The sequence below is a fragment of the Plantibacter sp. ME-Dv--P-095 genome (assembly GCF_030209365.1).
In the GTDB taxonomy this organism is placed as follows: domain Bacteria; phylum Actinomycetota; class Actinomycetes; order Actinomycetales; family Microbacteriaceae; genus Plantibacter.
The window spans coordinates 56868-73752 of the sequence record NZ_JARVSB010000011.1; the positions used below are offsets into that span (position 1 = coordinate 56868).

Below are 16885 nucleotides of genomic sequence, written 5' to 3' on the forward strand. Positions count from 1 at the left end.
GGTCCGCGCCTCGGCGAGCCCAGGCGTCGTGCGTCGACGAGCTAGGAGGCTGAGGCGGCCGAGTCGGCGTCGGTGACCGGCACGACCACCGCAGGAGCCTGCGCGACCTCGATACCGAAGAGCGTCTGCAGTGCCATGGTGTACGAGGCCTGATCGCCGTTGCGGGCGAGGTTGCGTGCTCGGACCGTCGGTTCGTGGAGGAGGACTCCGGCGAGGTGACGCAGGGCGCGGGCGGTCGATCCGTCGTCGTCGCCGCGGGCCGTCGCGCGGGCGACCTCGGCTTCGACGAGGGCGTGCACGTGGCTCCGCAGGGCGACGACCGCGGGTTCGAGGCTGCGTTCCTCGCCCACCGCGGCGAACTTCTGGGCCGCACGGCTGACGATGGAGCGGGCGACCTCGGTGGCCTGCAGCTCTTCCAGCGGCGCGTGGATCCGGATGGTCTCGAGGTCGAGGAGGACGACACCGGCGACCGTGGCGACGTCGGGGTCGACGTTGCGCGGCAGGCCGAGGTCGATGACGAGCTGGGCCGAGGCGTGCGGCACGGGGCACTCCGCTGCGGCTTCGGTGATGACGTCGTGGACGAGCTCCGAGACCCCGGTGGGCTCCACCTCGGCGGCCGGCGTGGCGGCACCCGACACCAGGGAGAGGACCGGTGCGTCCTGCGCGGCGCCGGCGCGGGCACGGTGGTCGGCTGCGACCGCTGCGCGACCGGCGCGGAGCAGCGCGGCGTCGACGACGTGGCCGTCGGCGGTGGTGCAGGTGACGATGATGTCGACCTCGCCGGTGGTTCGAGCGAGCTCGTCCTGGCCGATCCAACCGATCTCGTGGGACCGGGCGAACTTCTCGGCCCGGCCGGAGGGCGAGTGCACGAGCACGTCGGTGACGCCGCGGTCGCGGAGGGCCGCAAGGCTCGCTCCGGCGTAGGCTCCGGTGCCCACGAGCAGGACGCGCTGCGTGGCCCAGTCGTCGATCCGGCTCTCGGCGAGGTCGAGGGCGAGTCGCACGATGGAGCGGCCCGCGCGCCCGAGCGGCGTGCGGTTCTTGATGCCGCGGGAGGTCTGCGAGGCGCGCTGGAACAGGCGCTCGAGTTCGGAGCTGGTGGTGCCGCCGGCCCGAGCGGACTCGAGCGAACGCCTGACCTGCCCGGCGATCTCGCCCTCACCGACGACGACGGACTCGAGCCCGGCCGACACGGCGAAGAGGTGCTCGGCGGCCGCGGTGCCGACGCTGAGGTCGAACACCTCGCGCAGCTGCTCGGCGGGGATGCCGGTGGTCTCGCTGACGGCCTCTGCGGCGGCCTCGAAGGCGACGGAGGCGGCTGCGGTGACGGGCTCGTCGAGGTCGATGTACGCCTCGAAGCGGTTGCAGGTGGCCACGACGACGGCCCCGGAGACGCATTCGTGATGGGCGACCAGGCGCGCGGCAACGCCCTCCGCGCCGACTGAGAGTCGTTCGAGGAGGTCGAAGGTGGCGTTCTTATGGCTCGCCGTCACACACATGAGCACCCGTCGAGTGTACCCGAGCGGGCACGTCGGCCTCTCCGGGAAGCCACCCAGGTGACCCTCACCGGGCGGCCGGCTCGCCGCACTCGTGCAGGAGGGAGATGGGAGGATGGAGGGGTGAGTCTCCCACCCGAACATCCCCTGGTCACCGGCACCACCGCGGCGTCGCCCCTCATCACCGCGTACCGCGGCACCCGTCCCGAGCGGACGCCCGTCTGGTTCATGCGGCAGGCCGGTCGGTCGTTGCCCGAGTACCGCGAGCTGCGGATCGGTACGGCCATGCTCGACGCGTGCCTCGACCCGGAGATGGCGAGTGAGATCACCCTGCAGCCGATCCGTCGCCACGGCACCGACGCGGCCATCTTCTTCAGCGACATCGTCGTGCCCCTGAAGCAGGCCGGGGTCGCCGTGGAGATCGTGCCGGGCCGCGGACCGGTCATGGGCTCCTCCGTGCGGACGGCCGCCGAGGTCGACGCGCTCGTCGCCCTCGACCCCGCGGTCCTCGACGACACCCTGGAACCCATCCGAGCCGGCGTCGCGCGCACGGTGGCGGGGCTCGCCGGCATCGGCGACGGCACCACGCCGCTCATCGGGTTCGCGGGCGCACCGTTCACCCTCGCCGCCTACCTGGTCGAGGGCGGCCCGTCGAAGGACCACCTCGCCGCCCGCACCCTCATGCACGCCGACCCCGAGTCCTGGGCTCGGCTCATGGCGTGGTGCGCCGACGTCACGGGCCGCTTCCTCCGGGCGCAGGTGCTCGCCGGTGCGTCGGCCGCGCAGCTGTTCGACTCCTGGGCCGGTGCCCTGTCGCTCGACGATTACGAGCGGCATGTCGCCCCGGCCTCGCGCGCGGCCCTCGCCCACGTCGCCGACCTGCCGGTACCGAAGGTGCACTTCGGTGTCGGCACGGGTGAGCTGCTCGGGGCCATGCACCGGGTCGGCGCCGACGTCGTCGGGATCGACTACCGGCTCGCGCTCGACGAGGGCATCCGCCGTCTCGGCGGGACCGTGCCCGTGCAGGGCAACATCGACCCGGCGCTCCTCGCCGCACCCTGGCCGGTGCTCGAGGCCCATGTCCTCGAGATCCTGCAGCGCGGTACGGCGGCGCCGTCCCACGTCCTCAACCTCGGCCACGGTGTCCCACCCGAGACGGACCCGGACGTCCTGACCCGCATCGTCGCGCTCGCCCACGATTGGCAGCCGGCATGAGCCTCGAACCGAAGCGTCTCGTCGTCATCGGTGGTGGCGCGGCGGGGCTCGTCGGCGCGGTCGACTGCGCCAGGGTCGGGATCGCGGTGACGGTCGTCGAGGCGCAGGAGTCGTTCGGTGGAGCACTCGCGGCCGCCGATGTCGCCGGTCTCCGGGTCGACGTCGGGGCGGAGAGCTTCGCCACCCGTGGCGGCTCGGTCGCCGAACTCATCGAGCAGCTCGGCCTGACCGACCGCGTCGTCCGACCCAACCGGGCCGGCGCATGGTTGCACGTCGCCAAGCCGGGTCAGGCCCAGCGGAGCGTGCCGCTCCCCAAGGCCGGTCTCCTCGGGATCCCGACGAACCCCCTGGCGGACGACGTCCGGCGGGTCATCGGCTGGAAGGGCGCGCTGCGCGCGTACCTCGACCGCATCCGTCCGCCGCTCACGATCGGAGCCGAGCACAACCTCGGCGCGCTGGTCCGGAAACGGATGGGGACCGCCGTCCACGACCTCCTCGTCGCCCCCGTCACCTCGGGCGTCTACTCCGCGGCTCCCGACGACCTCGACGTCGACCGCGCGGCTCCCGGGCTGAACCAGGCCCTCACGCGCACGGGTGCGCTGTCCCTCGCTGTCGCGGCGCTCCGGGAGAACGCTCCTGCGGGTGCTGCGGTCGGCGGGCTCGACGGCGGCATGACGGTGCTCATCGACGGGCTCGTCGGCGAACTCGAACGGTGGGCGTCCACACTCATCACGGGCGTCGCCGTCACGGCGATCTCGCGACACCCGTTCGACATCGACGTCGACGGTCCAGGTGTCGGGCTCGGCGACGCCGGACTCCCTCGCATGAGCGAGCGTGCGGCAGACCCCGGAGCCAGGCCCGCGCCCTGGTACGTCGCGTTGACGGACGGGCGGGTCCTCGAAGCCGACCTCATCCTCATCGCGGCACCTGAACCGTCCGCTCGCGCCCTGCTCGCAGACGTCGGTCCGTCCCTGCGCGAGCTGCCGGCGGCCGGCGACGACGCGGGCGACCCGCTGCTCCCCGCCCCGATCGAACTCGTGACGATCGTGCTCGACGAGCCGGCCCTGGACGCGGCGCCCCGTGGCTCCGGGCTGCTCGTCGCGCCCGGTTCGACCCTCCACGCGAAGGCGCTCACGCACTCGACCGCCAAGTGGGCCTGGCTCGCCGGACGCGCGAAGGAACAGGGGGAGCACCGACACGTGATCCGCCTGTCGTTCGGTCGTCAGGGGGAGGCCGACGCGACCAGTGCGTTGTCCGACGACGAGTTGCTCTCGGTCGCGCTCGCCGACGCGTCGGCCATGCTCGGCGTCCCGCTCTCCCCGGAGACCGTCCGTGGCTTCCACCGCATCTCCTGGACGGGGACGCAGCCGACCGCGGCGCGTGGGCAGCGCGAGCGGTCGAACGCGATCCGCGAGGCGGTCGCGGAGGTCCCTGACCTGGCGGTCACCGGCGCCTGGTTGTCCGGCACCGGACTCGCCTCGGTCGTCCCGGACGCCCACGAGGCGGCCGCGCGGCTCCGTCACCAGGCACTGCAGCGGTAGACGGCCGGGCGTCGGCCATATGCCGGACCCGGCATCTTTTCCTGTCAACCCCCGACCCGATGGTGGCGCCGGACTGACACCCGACTACGCTGGTCCCGTTGGATGCAGCAACCCAGCACCACTCGAACAGACGGAGGCGCCATGAAGGGCAAGGTCATGTTCGTCGTCGGTGGGCTCACGGGCTACGTGCTCGGAACCCGCGCCGGACGCGAACGCTACGAGCAGATCAAGACCCAGTGGGTCAAGCTGTGGAACGCGAAGCCGGTGCGCGCACAGCGCGGCAAGGTCGAGGACTTCGCCAAGGCCCGCATCAGCGAGGTCCCCGCAGCCCTGTGGAGCGGCGTCAGCGCCGTCGCCAAGGTCGTCAGCCAGCAGGGCTCGACGCCCGGCCAGAAGCTCGACCGCGCGATCTCGAAGACCGAGGACACCGTCCAGGACGTCGCCGACACGGTCTCCGACGCCCGCACGGCCTCCGGTACCTCCACGTCGACGGCCTCGAAGCCCGCAGCACGGAAGCCCGCGGCTCCGAAGCCCAAGAGCGGCGAGTAGCGCCGACGATGGGCTTCATGAGTGACCGGAACCGGTCGGAACCCCGGTACGACAAACGCGACGAGTCCCTGCTGACCCTCGTCGGTCAGCTGCCTGGCGTCGTCTCGAACCTGGTCAAGGCCGAGATCGCGAACGTCAAGACGCAGCTCGCCCACAAGGGCAAGTACGCGGGCATCGGCGCGGCGTTCGTCGCCGGCGCGGCCGTGTTCCTCTTCTTCGCGATCGGGGTGCTCGTCGCGGTCCTGATCCTCGCGCTCGCACTCGTCATGCCGTCGTGGCTCGCCGCGCTCTGCGTGTTCGTCCTGTTCGTGCTGGTCGCGGCCGTCCTCGTGCTCATCGCGTTGCGGTACTTCAAGAAGATCAACGAGGACCCGAGCCCGATGGACAACGTGAAGGAAGACATCAAGGCAGTGAAGGGACTCGGCGAGTATGACCGTTGACCAGTTCCCGGGGGCCGCGCCCTCGCCCGAGCAGGCTCGCGCCGAGCTCGTCGCCACGCTGAACGCCATCGAGGACAAGCTCAACGTCCCGAAGCAGATGCACCGCGCCAAGCGTCGTGCCATCGTGCGGGTCGCGACCGTCAAGGTCGAACGCCCCGCGGTGTTCTACGCCGGTGTCGCCGGTCTCGCCGGTGCGGCCGGCCTCGCCGTCTGGGGCATCGTCCGCGCCATCGCCCGCTAGCGCGTTCCGCCGCGGGTCGCTGCGCCTCAGGACGCGGGCGGGGTCGCCGCCCGCGTCATCGGCACGTGCACGATGTCGTCCTCGACGTAGTCCGGGCCGCTGATCACGAACCCGAACCGTCCGTACCAGTCGGCGAGTCGCTTCTGCGCCCCCATGCGGAGCTCACGGTGTCCGTGTTCGGCGACCGCGCGGCGGATGAGTTCCGCGGCCAGTCCCCGACCGCGTGCGGTGTACGCGGTGGCGACGCGCCCGATCTCCGAGTGCTCCGCCTCCGTGAGGATGCGGATCGTGGCGAGCACCTCTGTGCCCTCCTGAGCCCACGCGATGAGGGTGCCGTCCTCGAGGTCCCGCCCGTCGAGGTCGGCGAAGAGGGCCGTCTGCTCCACGACGAACACGTCGACACGGATCTTCAGCACCTGGTAGAGCGTCACCGGATCCATCTCCGCCAGGTGGGCGACGTGGTACTCGACGGGGGCGTGCAAGCTGGTCATCAGCTGACTGTATCGACTGTGAGGGCAACCTCAGTGTCAATCGTGACCTGCCACTTTTGCCCATTCGACCGAACTGGGTGAGGATAGGACTATGACTCACCCGGCCTCTGCCGAGGCATCGCACCACCCGACCGACTCAGCCACCCCGACTGGCCCCTCAGGATTCACCCTTTGGGCTGTCCTGCGCCGCGAGCCGGCGAGTGCGCTGCCGCTCGGCGAAGAGCATGTCTCCGAACTCGAAGCATCCATCGCGCTCATCGAAGCCCAGGGGGTGACGCTGCGCGGCATCTACGACGTCTCCGGTCTCCGCGCCGACGCCGACCTCATGCTGTGGCTCCACGGCGACACCGCCGAAGGCCTGCAGGCGGGTCTCCGCGAGCTGCGCCGCACGGCCATCCTCGCCTCGCTCGCCCCGACGTGGAACGCCATGGGCGTCCACCGCGACGCGGAGTTCAACCGTCAGCACGTCCCCGGCTTCCTCCGCGGCATCGAGCCGAAGGGGTGGCTCTGCCTGTACCCCTTCGTCCGCAGCTACGAGTGGTACCTGCTGCCCGAGGAGGAGCGTCGCAAGATGCTCGCCGAGCACGGCCGCCAGGGCGCCGCCTTCACCGGCGTGCTCGCCAACACGGTGGCCTCCTTCGCCCTCGGCGACTACGAGTGGCTCCTGCCGCTCGAGGCCGACGACGTGGTCGAGCTCGTCGACCTCATGCGCGACCTCCGCAACACCGAGGCGCGTCGCCACGTGCGTGAAGAGGTGCCCTTCTTCACGGGACGCCGCATCACGCCCGCCGAGGCACTGGAGGTGGTTCGCTGATGGCCGCGATGAACCTGGGCAGCTCAGGGGCGGACGCTCCGGAGCGCATCGTCCGCGGAGCGACCGACGCCGCGGCAGCCGGTCCCGAGCACGTCTCCGAGCCGACGAAGTACGACGCCATCCTCCTCGCCGGATTCGGCGGGCCGGAAGGGCAGGACGACGTCATCCCGTTCCTGCGCAACGTCACGCGTGGTCGCGGCATCCCCGAGGAACGTCTCGAAGAGGTCGCGCACCACTACCGCCACTTCGGCGGGGTGAGCCCGATCAACGACCAGAACCGGGCGCTCAAGGCCGCGATGGAGCTCGAACTCGCCTCGCGCGGGATCGACCTGCCCGTGCTCTGGGGCAACCGCAACTGGGACCCGTATCTGAGGGACGCGCTGACGGAGGCCCACGAGCGTGGCTTCACCAAGCTCATCGCCGTCGCCACGAGCGCCTACTCGTCCTACTCCAGCTGCCGCCAGTACCGCGAGGACTTCGCGATGGCGGTCGACGAGACGAACCTGCAGGGCGAGATCCAGATCGACAAGGTGCGTCAGTTCTTCGACCACCCGGGCTTCGTGACGCCGTTCATCGACGGTGTCCGCGACGCGATCGCCGACTACCTGCGTGAGCAGCCCGAGCTCGTCGCCGAGACCCAGATCGAGGTGCTCTTCGCGACCCACTCGATCCCGACCGGCGACGCGGCCCGTTCCGGCCCCGACTTCCGGAACTTCGGCGATCACGGTGCCTACGAGGCCCAGCACCTCGCGGTGGCCGAGGTCGTCATGGCCAATGCGATCGACCAGCTGCGTGAGAACGGCGTCCTCGGTGGCGCCGTCGGCAGCGGCATCTCCGTGCCGTGGCAGCTCGTCTACCAGTCCCGCTCCGGCCCGCCGAGCATGCCGTGGCTCGAGCCCGACATCAACGACGCCATCGCCGAGCTCCCCGCCGCCGGTCGCAAGGCCATCGTCATCGTGCCGCTCGGATTCGTGAGCGACCACATGGAGGTCATGTGGGACCTCGACAACGAGGCCATCGAGACCGCCGGTGAGCACGACCTCGCGGCCGTCCGCGTGCCGACCCCCGGCACGTCCGCCGCCTACGTGAAGGGGCTCATCGACCTCGTCCTGGAGCGTCGCGACGGGACCCCGGTCGAGGAGCGCCCGCACATGACCGACCTCGGTCCGTGGTACGACGTCTGCCGCCCCGGGTGCTGCGAGAACGCCCGCCTGGGCTTCAAACCGGCGTTCTCCGGGATCGCCCCATGACCCTTCGCATCGGAACCCGCGGCAGCGCTCTCGCGCTGGCGCAGACCGGTCATGTGGCGGACGCCCTCACGGCGGCCACCGGCGAGGACGTGGAGATCGTCACCATCACCACGCAGGGCGACACCAGCCGTGAGTCGCTCGCGACCATCGGGGGCACCGGCGTGTTCGTCAACGCCCTCCGCGACGCCCTGCTCGACGGTGCCTGCGACCTCATCGTGCACTCGCTGAAGGACCTCCCGACGGCGCAGGCGGAGGAGTTCACGATCGCCGCGATGCCGATGCGTGAGGACCCGCGCGACGCCCTGTGCGCCTCCGGCGACCGCTCGCTCGACGATCTGCCGCAGGGCGCCCGCATCGGGACCGGCTCCCCACGCCGCATCGCCCAGCTGAAGCGCATCCGTCCCGATCTCGACGTCGTCGACATCCGCGGCAACATCGACACCCGTCTCCGACGCATCGACGACGACCTCGACGCGGTCGTCCTGGCCGCCGCCGGCCTCACCCGTCTGGGCCGACTCGACGCCGTCACCGGTCTCTTCGACCTCGACACCTGGCCGACGGCACCCGGGCAGGGTGCGCTCGCGGTCGAGTGCCTCGCCGACGAGGAGTCCTCCATCGCGGGATCGATCGCCCTGCTCGACCACGCCCCGAGCCGCTGGCAGGCCACCGCCGAGCGCGCCGTGCTGCGACGCCTCGAAGCGGGTTGCTCCGCTCCGGTCGGCGCTGCCGCCTGGCTCGACGACGAGGTCCTCGTGCTGCAGGCCGCCGTGTACTCGCTCGACGGCGCACGGATGATCCATCGGGAGAGCCACTCCGAGGGGTTCTCGGGTGAGGGCCACGGGCGGGAGCTGCTGCAGGCGGCGGACGCGCTCGGCGTCTCGCTCGCCGACGAACTCATCGAGGCCGGCGCAGCCGACCTGGCTCCGCTGGGAGGCACCGCGTGAAGGACTGGACGAAGCCGGACACCGTGCCCACCCCCACCAAACCCCTCGGCGGGTGGCGCGTGCTCGTGCCGCGCGGCGGGCCGTGGGGCGACTCGGTCGCCGGCACGGTCCGCGGCAAGGGCGGCACCCCGGTCGTCGCCCCGATGATCAACTTCGCCAGCACCGATGACCCCGAGACCCTCGCGACCGCGCTCGCCGCGCTCGAGGCCGGGGAGTTCGACTGGCTGACGGTGACGAGCGCGACCACGGTCGACGTCCTGTCCTCGCAGCGGATCCGCATCCCCGAGACGACCCGCGTCGCCGCGGTCGGCGAGACCACCGCTGCGGCGCTCACCGCGGTCGGATACAGCGTCGACCTCGTCCCGGCGAAGGACAACTCGGCCAAGGGCATGGTGCAGGACCTCACCGTCCTCGAACCGCACCCGAAGCGCATCCTCACGCTGCGTTCGGCCATCGCGAAGCCACTGCTCACCGAGGGCCTCATCGCGGCCGGACACGACGTGCAGTCGGTCGTCGCCTACCGCACGGTGGGCGTCCCGGTCGCGGAGAAGATCGTGGCCGACGTCGCGAGCGGGCGCGTGCGTGCCATCCTCGTGACCTCGGGCAGTGTCGCGGAGCAGGTCCGGTCGCAGTTCCCCGAGATCCCCGACAGCACCGTCATCGCCGCGATCGGGCCACGCACGGCCCGCGACGCCCGTGGCTACGGCCTCCGGGTCGACGTCGTCGCCGAGCAGCAGACGGTCGACTCGCTCATCGAGGCGATCGTGGCGGCCGCGCTCCGTCGGAACCGCGAGGACGGCGCCGACGGCGGCAGGGCCTGACCGACGTCACACTCTGACCGACGTCACGCCCCGACCGGCATCACGCCCTGCGCGAACCGGGAGGGTGCGTCGGTGGTGACGCGTAGGCTTGACGGGTGAGTATCCCCGAGACCCGTCCCCGTCGTCTCCGGCAACAGCCGGCCATCCGTCGCCTCGTGAGCGAGACCCGGCTGGATCCGGCGGAGCTCGTCCTGCCCATGTTCGTCCGTGAGGGCATCACGGAGTCCGTCGAGATCACCTCGATGCCGGGCGTCAGGCAGCACACGATCGACAGCGCCAAGCGTGCGGCGGTCGAGGCGGCCGAGGCCGGCATCGGCGGGGTCATGCTCTTCGGTGTGCCGTCGGAGCGCGACGCGATCGGCTCTGGCGCGACCGACCCCGAGGGTATCCTCAACGTCGCGACGCGTGCGCTCGTCGCCGAGGTGGGCGACGCCCTCGTGGTCCAGACCGACCTCTGCCTCGACGAGTTCACCGACCACGGCCACTGCGGCGTCCTCGACGCCCGCGGACGCGTCGACAACGACCGGACGCTCGACCGCTACCGCGACATGGCGCTCGCGCAGGCCGAAGCCGGTTCGGCGCTGCTCGGCCTCTCCGGCATGATGGACGGCCAGGTCGCCGCGGTCCGAGAGACGCTGGACGCCGCCGGATTCGATGAGACGATCATCCTCGCGTACTCCGCCAAGTTCGCCTCGGCCCTCTACGGACCCTTCCGCGAGGCCGTCGACTCGCAGCTCCAGGGCGACCGCCGCACGTACCAGCTCGACCCCGCCAACCGTCGTGAAGGACTCCGCGAGGCGCTCATCGACGAGGCCGAGGGTGCCGACATCGTCATGGTGAAGCCCGCGGGGAGCTTCCTCGACGTCCTGGCCGACGTCGCCGACACGGTGTCGATCCCGGTGTGGGCGTACCAGGTGTCCGGCGAGTACGCCATGATCGAGGCCGCCGCCCGCCAGGGCTGGATCGACCGCCGTCGGGCGATCGAGGAGTCGGTGTTGTCGATCAAGCGCGCCGGCGCCGAAGCCGTGCTGACGTACTGGGCCGTCGAGCTCGCCGCCTGGCTGGACGAGTCGCGCGGCCTGCGCGTGGGAGGAACCCGATGAACGACGCAGCATTCGCGAGAGCCCAGCGCTCCATCCCGGGCGGCGTGAACTCGCCCGTCCGCGCCTTCCGCTCGGTCGGTGGCACGCCGCGCTTCATGGTGTCCGCCACGGGGCCGTACATCACCGACTCCGAGGGCGTCGAGTACGTCGACCTCGTCAGCGCGTGGGGTCCGGCGCTGCTCGGTCACGCGCACCCGCAGGTGGTCGAGGCCGTCCAGGCGGCCGCCGCCCGTGGGCTGTCGTTCGGGGCGTCGACCCCGGCCGAGACGGAACTCGCGGAGCTCGTCAAGGAGCGCGTCCAGGCCTCCGGTGTCGCGCCGATCGAGAAGCTGCGCATGGTCTCCACCGGAACCGAGGCGACCATGACGGCGATCCGTCTCGCGCGCGGTGCCACGGGCCGGAGCCTCATCGTGAAGTTCGCCGGGCACTACCACGGTCACTCCGACGGCCTGCTCGCCGAGGCCGGTTCGGGCGTCGCGACGCTCGCCCTGCCGGGGTCGGCGGGCGTCACCGCCGAGACCGCCGCGCAGACGATCGTCGTCCCGTACAACGACCGCGCGGCGCTCCAGACGGTCTTCGCGGAGCGTGGGGCCGACATCGCCGCGATCATCATGGAGGCGGCCTCCGCCAACATGGGTGTCGTCCCTCCCGCGCCGGGATTCAACGCCGCGGTCGTCAAGCTCGCCCACGAGCACGGAGCCCTCGTCATCATCGACGAGGTGCTCACCGGTTTCCGCGTCTCCTCCGCCGGTTGGTGGGGACTCGACAACCGTGGCCTCGCCGCGGTCGCGCCAGGCACGGTGCCGACGCCCGGTGCCGAGGACTGGGAGGCCGGCAACCACGCGGTCGCGAACCCCACCGGTGCGATCAGCATCCCGGTCGGGGTGTACCAGCCCGACCTCTTCACCTTCGGCAAGGTCATCGGCGGCGGCATGCCGCTCGCGGCGCTCGGCGGGCGGGCGGAGCTCATGGATCTGCTCGCACCACTCGGCCCGGTCTACCAGGCTGGCACCCTCTCGGGGAACCCGGTCGCCCTCGCCGCGGGCATCGAGACGCTGCGCCTGGCCGACCAGGAGGTCTACCGTCGGGTGGATACCGCGGCCGCGATCGTCTCGGAGGCCACGTCGAACGCCCTCACGGAGGCCGGCGTCGCCCACACCGTCCAGCATGCGGGGAACCTGTTCTCCTTCGCGTTCAGCGAGACGGCCCCGACCGACTACGCGGCCGTCCTCCGCCAGGACGCCTTCCGGTACCCGGCGTTCTTCCACCGCATGCTCGACGCCGGGGTGTCCCTGCCGCCGAGCGTCTACGAGGCCTGGTTCGTCTCCGCGGCGCACGACGACGAGGCGATCGGGCGCATCGTCGACGCGCTCCCCGCTGCCGCACGCGCGGCCGCGGCGGCCATCCGCTGAGGCGGGTGGCAGTGGCGGGGCGTCGTCGGTCCGGGGACAGGTCATGCGTTACCGCTTTGTGAACTTCCGGCAACGCGAACGTCGGTGGGGCTTGGCAGACTAGAGGCATGGCCTCCTTGCGTCTGCACCCCGACCGACTGGAGATCGAACTGTCCGCGTACGACAAGGCACTCTCCCTGCGTCGGAGCAACGTCGTCGTGCCACGGTCGAGCATCCGTTCCGCCACCATCACCGACGACCCGTGGATCTGGGTCCGCGGCATCCGCGCACCCGGCACGGCGATCCCGCTGACCCTCGCCATCGGGCAGTGGAAGTTCCACGGCGGTAAGGACTTCCTCGTCATCAAGGGCACGAAGCCGTCGGTCGTCATCGATCTGGAAGACACCGAGTACTCGCGGCTCATCATCACGACCCGGCGGAGCGCCGAACTCATCGCCGCGCTCGACCTGCACTAGGCGCTCCTCGGGAGGCCTTGTGGGCTTCCCGGTCCTGGCCGCACCCTCGGAGCCGACGCACTCGCGCCGTGACGCTGATCAGGGTCGTTCGCGACCAATTCCCTCGAACAGGGCACAAAACGGCATCTGACCGGTATCCTGGGGCCGCTCGAACCTCCGAAGACCCGCCTGTTCGAAAGGACCACAGCCCATGTCGACTCCTCCTCCCGGTGAATACCCCGGCCAGCCGCCGCAGGCCCCGCAGGCACCGCAGCCGCCGAAGGATCAGTACGGCTCCTCGGCTCCGGCCTACTCCGGCGGTTCGGCTCCGTCCGGCGACGCGACCGCGGGCAAGACCCTCGGCATCGTCGGCCTGATCCTCGCGTTCCTCGCGCCGCCGATCGGTCTCATCCTGAGCATCGTCGCTCTCGTGCAGTCCAAGAACGCCGGGGTCAAGAACACCCTCGCGAAGGTCGGCCTCATCCTCTCGATCGTCTTCATCGTCCTCGGCATCATCATCACGATCGCCGCAGTCGCGATCGGTGCGGCGGCGTTCAACGAGGCGTGCGAGTCGCTCGGCAGCGGCGTCCACACTGACGGCACCACCACCATCACCTGCCCGTAGTTCCGCGACGCCCGTCGGATATTGGGGAGTTGTCCCCATCCCCTGTCGGGTATCTCACCCACTACTGTTGGCTCGCGCCCCTGGCGCATCAACCATCCTCGAGAGGAACCATCATGACCAACGCACCTCAGTACAACCCCGGCCAGCAGCAGGGCGCGGCACTGCCCGCCGACTACCCGGGCAAGACCCTCGGCCTCGTCGGCCTCATCCTCGCGATCGTCGTGCCGCTCGTCGGCCTGATCATCAGCCTCGTCGCGAAGAACCAGTCCAAGGCCGCCGGTTACCCGAACCAGCTCGCGAAGATCGGTGTCATCATCGGCGCCATCCTCCTCGTGCTCGGCATCATCGGCTCGATCCTCTACTTCGTCGCCCTCGGTTCGGTCATGTCGACCGCCGGCTACTGAGTCTCAGCAGTTCCGTCGACAGCGGTCGGTGCCTTCGGGTACCGGCCGCTGTCGCGTTCCCGCGTTCGCAACTCAGGAGCACGCCGGCGTGTCGGCATCGCGCGGTGCGATCAGTGCGCGACTCGCCGGGCCCGTCCTGAGTTGCGAACGCCGAGGGGACTCAGCTCCGGTTGTTCGCAATTCAGGAGCGTGCCGGTGTGTCGGCCGTGGATCGCGTGAGTAGTGGGGCGGCTCGCCGGGTCCGTCCTGAATTGTGAACGCGGGGTCAGGCGCGGACGTCGACGACGATGCGGCCGTGGACCGAGCCAGAGAGGACCCGCTCGGCGGCGTCGATCGCGTCGGCGAGGGCGACCGTCTCGGTCAGGGTGTCGAGGACGTCGAGGTCGAGCCCGCTGGTGACCCGCTCCCACGCTGCTTGCCGCAGGGGGAGGGGTGCCTCGACGGAGTTGACGCCGGCGAGGGTGACCCCGCGGAGGATGAACGGCATGACCGACGTCGGGAGGTCGGACCCACCCGCGAGACCGCACGCGGCGACCGTCCCGCCGTACTCGACCTGCGACAGGACCGTCGCGAGCGTCTGCCCACCGACCGAGTCGACGGCTCCCGCCCAGCGCTGGCTGCCGAGCGGCCGGCCGGCTTCTGCGAACTCCGCCCGGTCGACGATCGAGGAGGCACCGAGCGTCCGCAGGGCGTCGCCCAGCTCGTCGACCCGGCCGGTCGAGGCGGCGACCTCGAACCCGGCGGAGGCCAGTAGGGCGATCGCGATGCTCCCGACCCCACCGCCTGCTCCCGTGACGAGTACGGGGAGCCCGCCGACACGGACGGCGCCGGAGGTCGCGCTGCCGTGTTCCAGCGCGAGCACGGCGAGGGCAGCGGTGTACCCGGCGGTGCCGATCGCGGCGGCCCGTGCGCTCGAGACGTGATCGGGCACCCGGACGAGCGCGTCGGCGCGGACCCGAGCGCGCTCGGAGAGCCCCCCGTACCGGGTCTCGCTCAGACCGTCGCCGAACAGGGCCACACGGTCGCCGGCCGTCCAAGCGGGATCGCTCGATTCCGCGACGACGCCGACGAGGTCGATACCGGCGACCATCGGGAACTCGCGGACGACACCCGGCTTCCCGGTGAGGACGAGGGCGTCCTTGTAGTTGATGCTGGAGAACTCGACGTCGACGGTGACCGACTCGTCGGGGAGTTCGGCGTCGGCGAGATCGCGGAGCTCGACGGTCCGCGTGGGCTTCCCGCCCTCGTGCTCGACCTGCTCGATGACGTATGCGCGGCCCATGGTGCTCCCGTCTCCGGCGTTGGCGCCGGTGGTTGGCTTCGTCGAGCCTACGCTTCAGGCTCGGGCTAGGTCACGTCGCGTCGCCAGGTGGTGGCGTAGCCGATGAGGGCGACGACAACGCCGATCCCGAGCAGCACGAGCCCGCCCTGCCACCAGGTCAGCGCGTCCTGCTGCGCGGACATCATCGAGTAGAAGCTCGGGCCGACCAGCGCGTCGGTCGCGGCTCCGGGGAGGAACCGGCCGATCGACGCGGTGACCTCGGAGAACGATGACGCCAGCCGCAGGAGCGGCTCCACGAACTGGGTGAACGCGAGCACCACGATGATCGCACCGACCTGGCTCGGGAGGACGGCACCGAGGCCGACGCCGATCGCACCCCACAGCGCCATGGCGAGGACCGCCCGGCCGATGAGCGCCCAGGTGTCCGGGTCGGTCAACAGGGGATCGACTCCGCTGATCGCGAGAGCCCCGCCACCGAGACCGACCGACGCCACGAGCGCGATCACGCCGTACAGCGCGCCCACACCGGTGAGGGCGAGGACCTTGCCGACGAGCACATGGCCGCGGTTCGGGTTGGCGAGGAACGTCGGCGTGAGGCTCTGATGCCGGAACTCACCGGTCGTGGCGAGCGCTCCGAGCAGGACCGGGAACACGTAGCCGATGCTCGTCGCGAAACCGTAGATGAGGCTCGGCTGGGTGAGCATCTCGCTGGTCGCCTGAGCGCCGCCGCCGCTGGACTCCGCGGCCCCCGGGATGTTGGCGAACAGGAGCGCGGCCCCGGCCGCGGCGAAACCGACGTACACGAACAGGATGAGCGCGAGCCCCCACCACACGCGGGTGGTGAAGACCTTGAGGAATTCGGAACGGACAGCTGCCAGGAGCGAGGTCATGCGTGGTCCTCCCCACCGCTGACGAGGGCGAGGAACGAATCCTCGAGCCCCGATCGATGCCGCGACAGTGCACTGAGCGGGATGCCTGCGGCGAGCGCGACGCGGCCGATGTCGATGGACTCGACGTCGTGCACGACGAGCCCCGAGCGGGCCTGGTCGAAGGTGTAGCCGGCGGCGGTGAGTGCCTCGGCGAGGCGTTCGTGCTCGGGCGAGTTGACGACGACCCGGAGGGTGTCGGCGGCATCGAGGCTCGCGAGGGTGCCGACGTGCGCGAGGCGTCCCTTCGCGATGATGACGACCTCGTCGACCGACTGCTGCACCTCGCTGAGCAGGTGGGAGCTGATGAGGACCGTCCGGCCCTCCGCCGCGAGCGCGGTCAGGAACCCGCGGATCCACTTGATGCCCTCGGGGTCGAGGCCGTTGATGGGCTCGTCGAGGACCAGCACACCGGGGTCGCCGAGCAACGCGGTCGCGAGACCGAGGCGTTGCCGCATACCGAGGGAGTACCCGGCGACGCGGCGGTCCGCCACGTCGAGCAGTCCGACCTGCGCGAGCACCGCATCGACGCGGTCGGACGGCAGCCGTGCTGCCGAGGCGTGCACCCGCAGGTGGTTGCGGGCGGTGCGCCCGGGGACGAAGCTCGCCGCCTCGAGGGCCGCGCCGACGGTCGCCGCCGGCACCGGGAGCTTGGCGTACGGCACGCCACCGAAGGTCGCGCTTCCCGAGCTGGGTTGCACGAGTCCGAGCAGCATGCGCAGGGTGGTGGTCTTCCCGGCGCCGTTCGGCCCGAGGAAGCCGGTGACCTTCCCCGGTTCCACGTGGAACGTCAGGTCGTCGACCGCTTGCACCGCCCCGAAGGATTTCGAGAGTCCGTCGAACTCGATCGTCACGCCAGCGGTCATCCGGTGCCTCCCCACGGGCGCGGCCGGATCC

19 protein-coding genes are annotated in these 16885 nt (G+C 71.1%); 14 read left to right on the plus strand and 5 right to left on the minus strand.

Going from position 1 to position 16885, the window contains the following annotated elements:
- Positions 1 to 41: 41 nt before the first annotated feature.
- Entirely contained in the window at positions 42 to 1505 is a 1464-nt protein-coding gene (locus QRN26_RS16145; protein ID WP_502927657.1) for a glutamyl-tRNA reductase, read from the minus strand.
- A 114-nt stretch (positions 1506 to 1619) separates the two neighbouring features.
- Here QRN26_RS16145 and hemE point away from each other — a divergent pair, with 114 nt between their 5' ends.
- The 5 genes from hemE to QRN26_RS16170 all read left to right on the plus strand — a co-directional run bounded on the left by hemE (position 1620) and on the right by QRN26_RS16170 (position 5482).
- Positions 1620 to 2711, plus strand: a complete 1092-nt coding sequence (gene hemE, locus QRN26_RS16150; protein WP_285037543.1) for a uroporphyrinogen decarboxylase — start codon at positions 1620 to 1622, stop codon at positions 2709 to 2711.
- Entirely contained in the window at positions 2708 to 4252 is a 1545-nt protein-coding gene (locus QRN26_RS16155) for a protoporphyrinogen/coproporphyrinogen oxidase (protein WP_285037544.1), read from the plus strand. Before hemE ends, QRN26_RS16155 begins: the two co-directional genes overlap by 4 nt.
- A 141-nt stretch (positions 4253 to 4393) precedes the next feature.
- A complete protein-coding gene (locus QRN26_RS16160) occupies positions 4394 to 4801 on the plus strand; it encodes a hypothetical protein (protein ID WP_056010646.1) in 408 nt (135 codons plus the stop codon).
- 17 nt (positions 4802 to 4818) lie between these two features.
- The gene (locus QRN26_RS16165; protein WP_162235765.1) at positions 4819 to 5241 is read left to right on the plus strand and encodes a phage holin family protein; all 423 of its coding nucleotides are present in this window, start codon (positions 4819 to 4821) and stop codon (positions 5239 to 5241) included.
- A complete protein-coding gene (locus QRN26_RS16170; protein WP_285037545.1) occupies positions 5231 to 5482 on the plus strand; it encodes a DUF3618 domain-containing protein in 252 nt (83 codons plus the stop codon). Before QRN26_RS16165 ends, QRN26_RS16170 begins: the two co-directional genes overlap by 11 nt.
- A gap of 26 nt (positions 5483 to 5508) precedes the next feature.
- On the opposite strand, the gene QRN26_RS16175 is transcribed toward QRN26_RS16170, so the two are convergent.
- Positions 5509 to 5973, minus strand: coding sequence for a GNAT family N-acetyltransferase (locus tag QRN26_RS16175; RefSeq protein ID WP_285037546.1), 465 nt, complete (start codon positions 5971 to 5973; stop codon positions 5509 to 5511).
- A 91-nt stretch (positions 5974 to 6064) separates the two neighbouring features.
- Between QRN26_RS16175 and hemQ the strand changes: the two genes are divergently transcribed.
- The 9 genes from hemQ (at position 6065) to QRN26_RS16220 (ending at position 13780) form a co-directional block, all read left to right on the plus strand.
- On the plus strand, positions 6065 to 6787 hold the full coding sequence (hemQ, locus tag QRN26_RS16180) for a hydrogen peroxide-dependent heme synthase (RefSeq protein ID WP_056010659.1): 723 nt from the start codon (positions 6065 to 6067) through the stop codon (positions 6785 to 6787).
- Positions 6787 to 8037 carry a ferrochelatase gene (locus QRN26_RS16185; RefSeq protein WP_056782248.1) on the plus strand — a complete coding sequence of 417 codons (1251 nt, stop codon included), beginning with the start codon at positions 6787 to 6789 and terminating at the stop codon, positions 8035 to 8037. The genes hemQ and QRN26_RS16185 overlap by 1 nt, the downstream gene beginning before the upstream one ends.
- Positions 8034 to 8981, plus strand: a complete 948-nt coding sequence (gene hemC / locus QRN26_RS16190; protein ID WP_285037547.1) for a hydroxymethylbilane synthase — start codon at positions 8034 to 8036, stop codon at positions 8979 to 8981. The genes QRN26_RS16185 and hemC overlap by 4 nt, the downstream gene beginning before the upstream one ends.
- Positions 8978 to 9802: a uroporphyrinogen-III synthase gene (locus QRN26_RS16195; protein WP_235526797.1), complete on the plus strand. Its 825-nt coding sequence runs from the start codon at positions 8978 to 8980 to the stop codon at positions 9800 to 9802. The genes hemC and QRN26_RS16195 overlap by 4 nt, the downstream gene beginning before the upstream one ends.
- A 95-nt stretch (positions 9803 to 9897) precedes the next feature.
- The gene (hemB, locus tag QRN26_RS16200; RefSeq protein ID WP_285037548.1) at positions 9898 to 10905 is read left to right on the plus strand and encodes a porphobilinogen synthase; all 1008 of its coding nucleotides are present in this window, start codon (positions 9898 to 9900) and stop codon (positions 10903 to 10905) included.
- A complete protein-coding gene (hemL, locus tag QRN26_RS16205; protein ID WP_056010667.1) occupies positions 10902 to 12317 on the plus strand; it encodes a glutamate-1-semialdehyde 2,1-aminomutase in 1416 nt (471 codons plus the stop codon). Before hemB ends, hemL begins: the two co-directional genes overlap by 4 nt.
- Before the next feature lie 107 nt (positions 12318 to 12424).
- On the plus strand, positions 12425 to 12772 hold the full coding sequence (locus QRN26_RS16210; protein ID WP_056010669.1) for a hypothetical protein: 348 nt from the start codon (positions 12425 to 12427) through the stop codon (positions 12770 to 12772).
- Positions 12773 to 12962: 190 nt separating this feature from the next.
- Positions 12963 to 13376, plus strand: coding sequence for a DUF4190 domain-containing protein (locus QRN26_RS16215; protein ID WP_056010672.1), 414 nt, complete (start codon positions 12963 to 12965; stop codon positions 13374 to 13376).
- Positions 13377 to 13489: 113 nt separating this feature from the next.
- Positions 13490 to 13780 carry a hypothetical protein gene (locus QRN26_RS16220; RefSeq protein WP_056010675.1) on the plus strand — a complete coding sequence of 97 codons (291 nt, stop codon included), beginning with the start codon at positions 13490 to 13492 and terminating at the stop codon, positions 13778 to 13780.
- A 265-nt stretch (positions 13781 to 14045) separates the two neighbouring features.
- Here QRN26_RS16220 and QRN26_RS16225 read toward each other — a convergent pair whose 3' ends face one another.
- The 3 genes from QRN26_RS16225 to QRN26_RS16235 form a co-directional block, all read right to left on the minus strand.
- Entirely contained in the window at positions 14046 to 15062 is a 1017-nt protein-coding gene (locus QRN26_RS16225; protein WP_285037549.1) for an MDR family oxidoreductase, read from the minus strand.
- A gap of 65 nt (positions 15063 to 15127) precedes the next feature.
- Positions 15128 to 15952 carry an ABC transporter permease subunit gene (locus QRN26_RS16230; protein ID WP_285037550.1) on the minus strand — a complete coding sequence of 275 codons (825 nt, stop codon included), beginning with the start codon at positions 15950 to 15952 and terminating at the stop codon, positions 15128 to 15130.
- A complete protein-coding gene (locus QRN26_RS16235; RefSeq protein WP_056010684.1) occupies positions 15949 to 16854 on the minus strand; it encodes an ABC transporter ATP-binding protein in 906 nt (301 codons plus the stop codon). Before QRN26_RS16235 ends, QRN26_RS16230 begins: the two co-directional genes overlap by 4 nt.
- Between the last annotated feature and the right edge of the window lie 31 nt (positions 16855 to 16885).

What these genes read in the sequence shown, in the direction of transcription:
- QRN26_RS16155 (WP_285037544.1), top strand. Translation starts at nt 2,708, where the DNA reads ATGAGCCTCGAACCGAAGCGTCTCGTCGTCATCGGTGGTGGCGCGGCG.
- QRN26_RS16160 (WP_056010646.1), top strand. Translation starts at nt 4,394, where the DNA reads ATGAAGGGCAAGGTCATGTTCGTCGTCGGTGGGCTCACGGGCTACGTG.
- QRN26_RS16165 (WP_162235765.1), top strand. Translation starts at nt 4,819, where the DNA reads ATGAGTGACCGGAACCGGTCGGAACCCCGGTACGACAAACGCGACGAG.
- QRN26_RS16170 (WP_285037545.1), top strand. Translation starts at nt 5,231, where the DNA reads ATGACCGTTGACCAGTTCCCGGGGGCCGCGCCCTCGCCCGAGCAGGCT.
- QRN26_RS16175 (WP_285037546.1), bottom strand. Translation starts at nt 5,973, where the DNA reads ATGACCAGCTTGCACGCCCCCGTCGAGTACCACGTCGCCCACCTGGCG.
- hemQ (WP_056010659.1), top strand. Translation starts at nt 6,065, where the DNA reads ATGACTCACCCGGCCTCTGCCGAGGCATCGCACCACCCGACCGACTCA.
- QRN26_RS16185 (WP_056782248.1), top strand. Translation starts at nt 6,787, where the DNA reads ATGGCCGCGATGAACCTGGGCAGCTCAGGGGCGGACGCTCCGGAGCGC.
- hemC (WP_285037547.1), top strand. Translation starts at nt 8,034, where the DNA reads ATGACCCTTCGCATCGGAACCCGCGGCAGCGCTCTCGCGCTGGCGCAG.
- hemL (WP_056010667.1), top strand. Translation starts at nt 10,902, where the DNA reads ATGAACGACGCAGCATTCGCGAGAGCCCAGCGCTCCATCCCGGGCGGC.
- QRN26_RS16210 (WP_056010669.1), top strand. Translation starts at nt 12,425, where the DNA reads ATGGCCTCCTTGCGTCTGCACCCCGACCGACTGGAGATCGAACTGTCC.
- QRN26_RS16215 (WP_056010672.1), top strand. Translation starts at nt 12,963, where the DNA reads ATGTCGACTCCTCCTCCCGGTGAATACCCCGGCCAGCCGCCGCAGGCC.
- QRN26_RS16220 (WP_056010675.1), top strand. Translation starts at nt 13,490, where the DNA reads ATGACCAACGCACCTCAGTACAACCCCGGCCAGCAGCAGGGCGCGGCA.
- QRN26_RS16225 (WP_285037549.1), bottom strand. Translation starts at nt 15,062, where the DNA reads ATGGGCCGCGCATACGTCATCGAGCAGGTCGAGCACGAGGGCGGGAAG.
- QRN26_RS16230 (WP_285037550.1), bottom strand. Translation starts at nt 15,952, where the DNA reads ATGACCTCGCTCCTGGCAGCTGTCCGTTCCGAATTCCTCAAGGTCTTC.
- QRN26_RS16235 (WP_056010684.1), bottom strand. Translation starts at nt 16,854, where the DNA reads ATGACCGCTGGCGTGACGATCGAGTTCGACGGACTCTCGAAATCCTTC.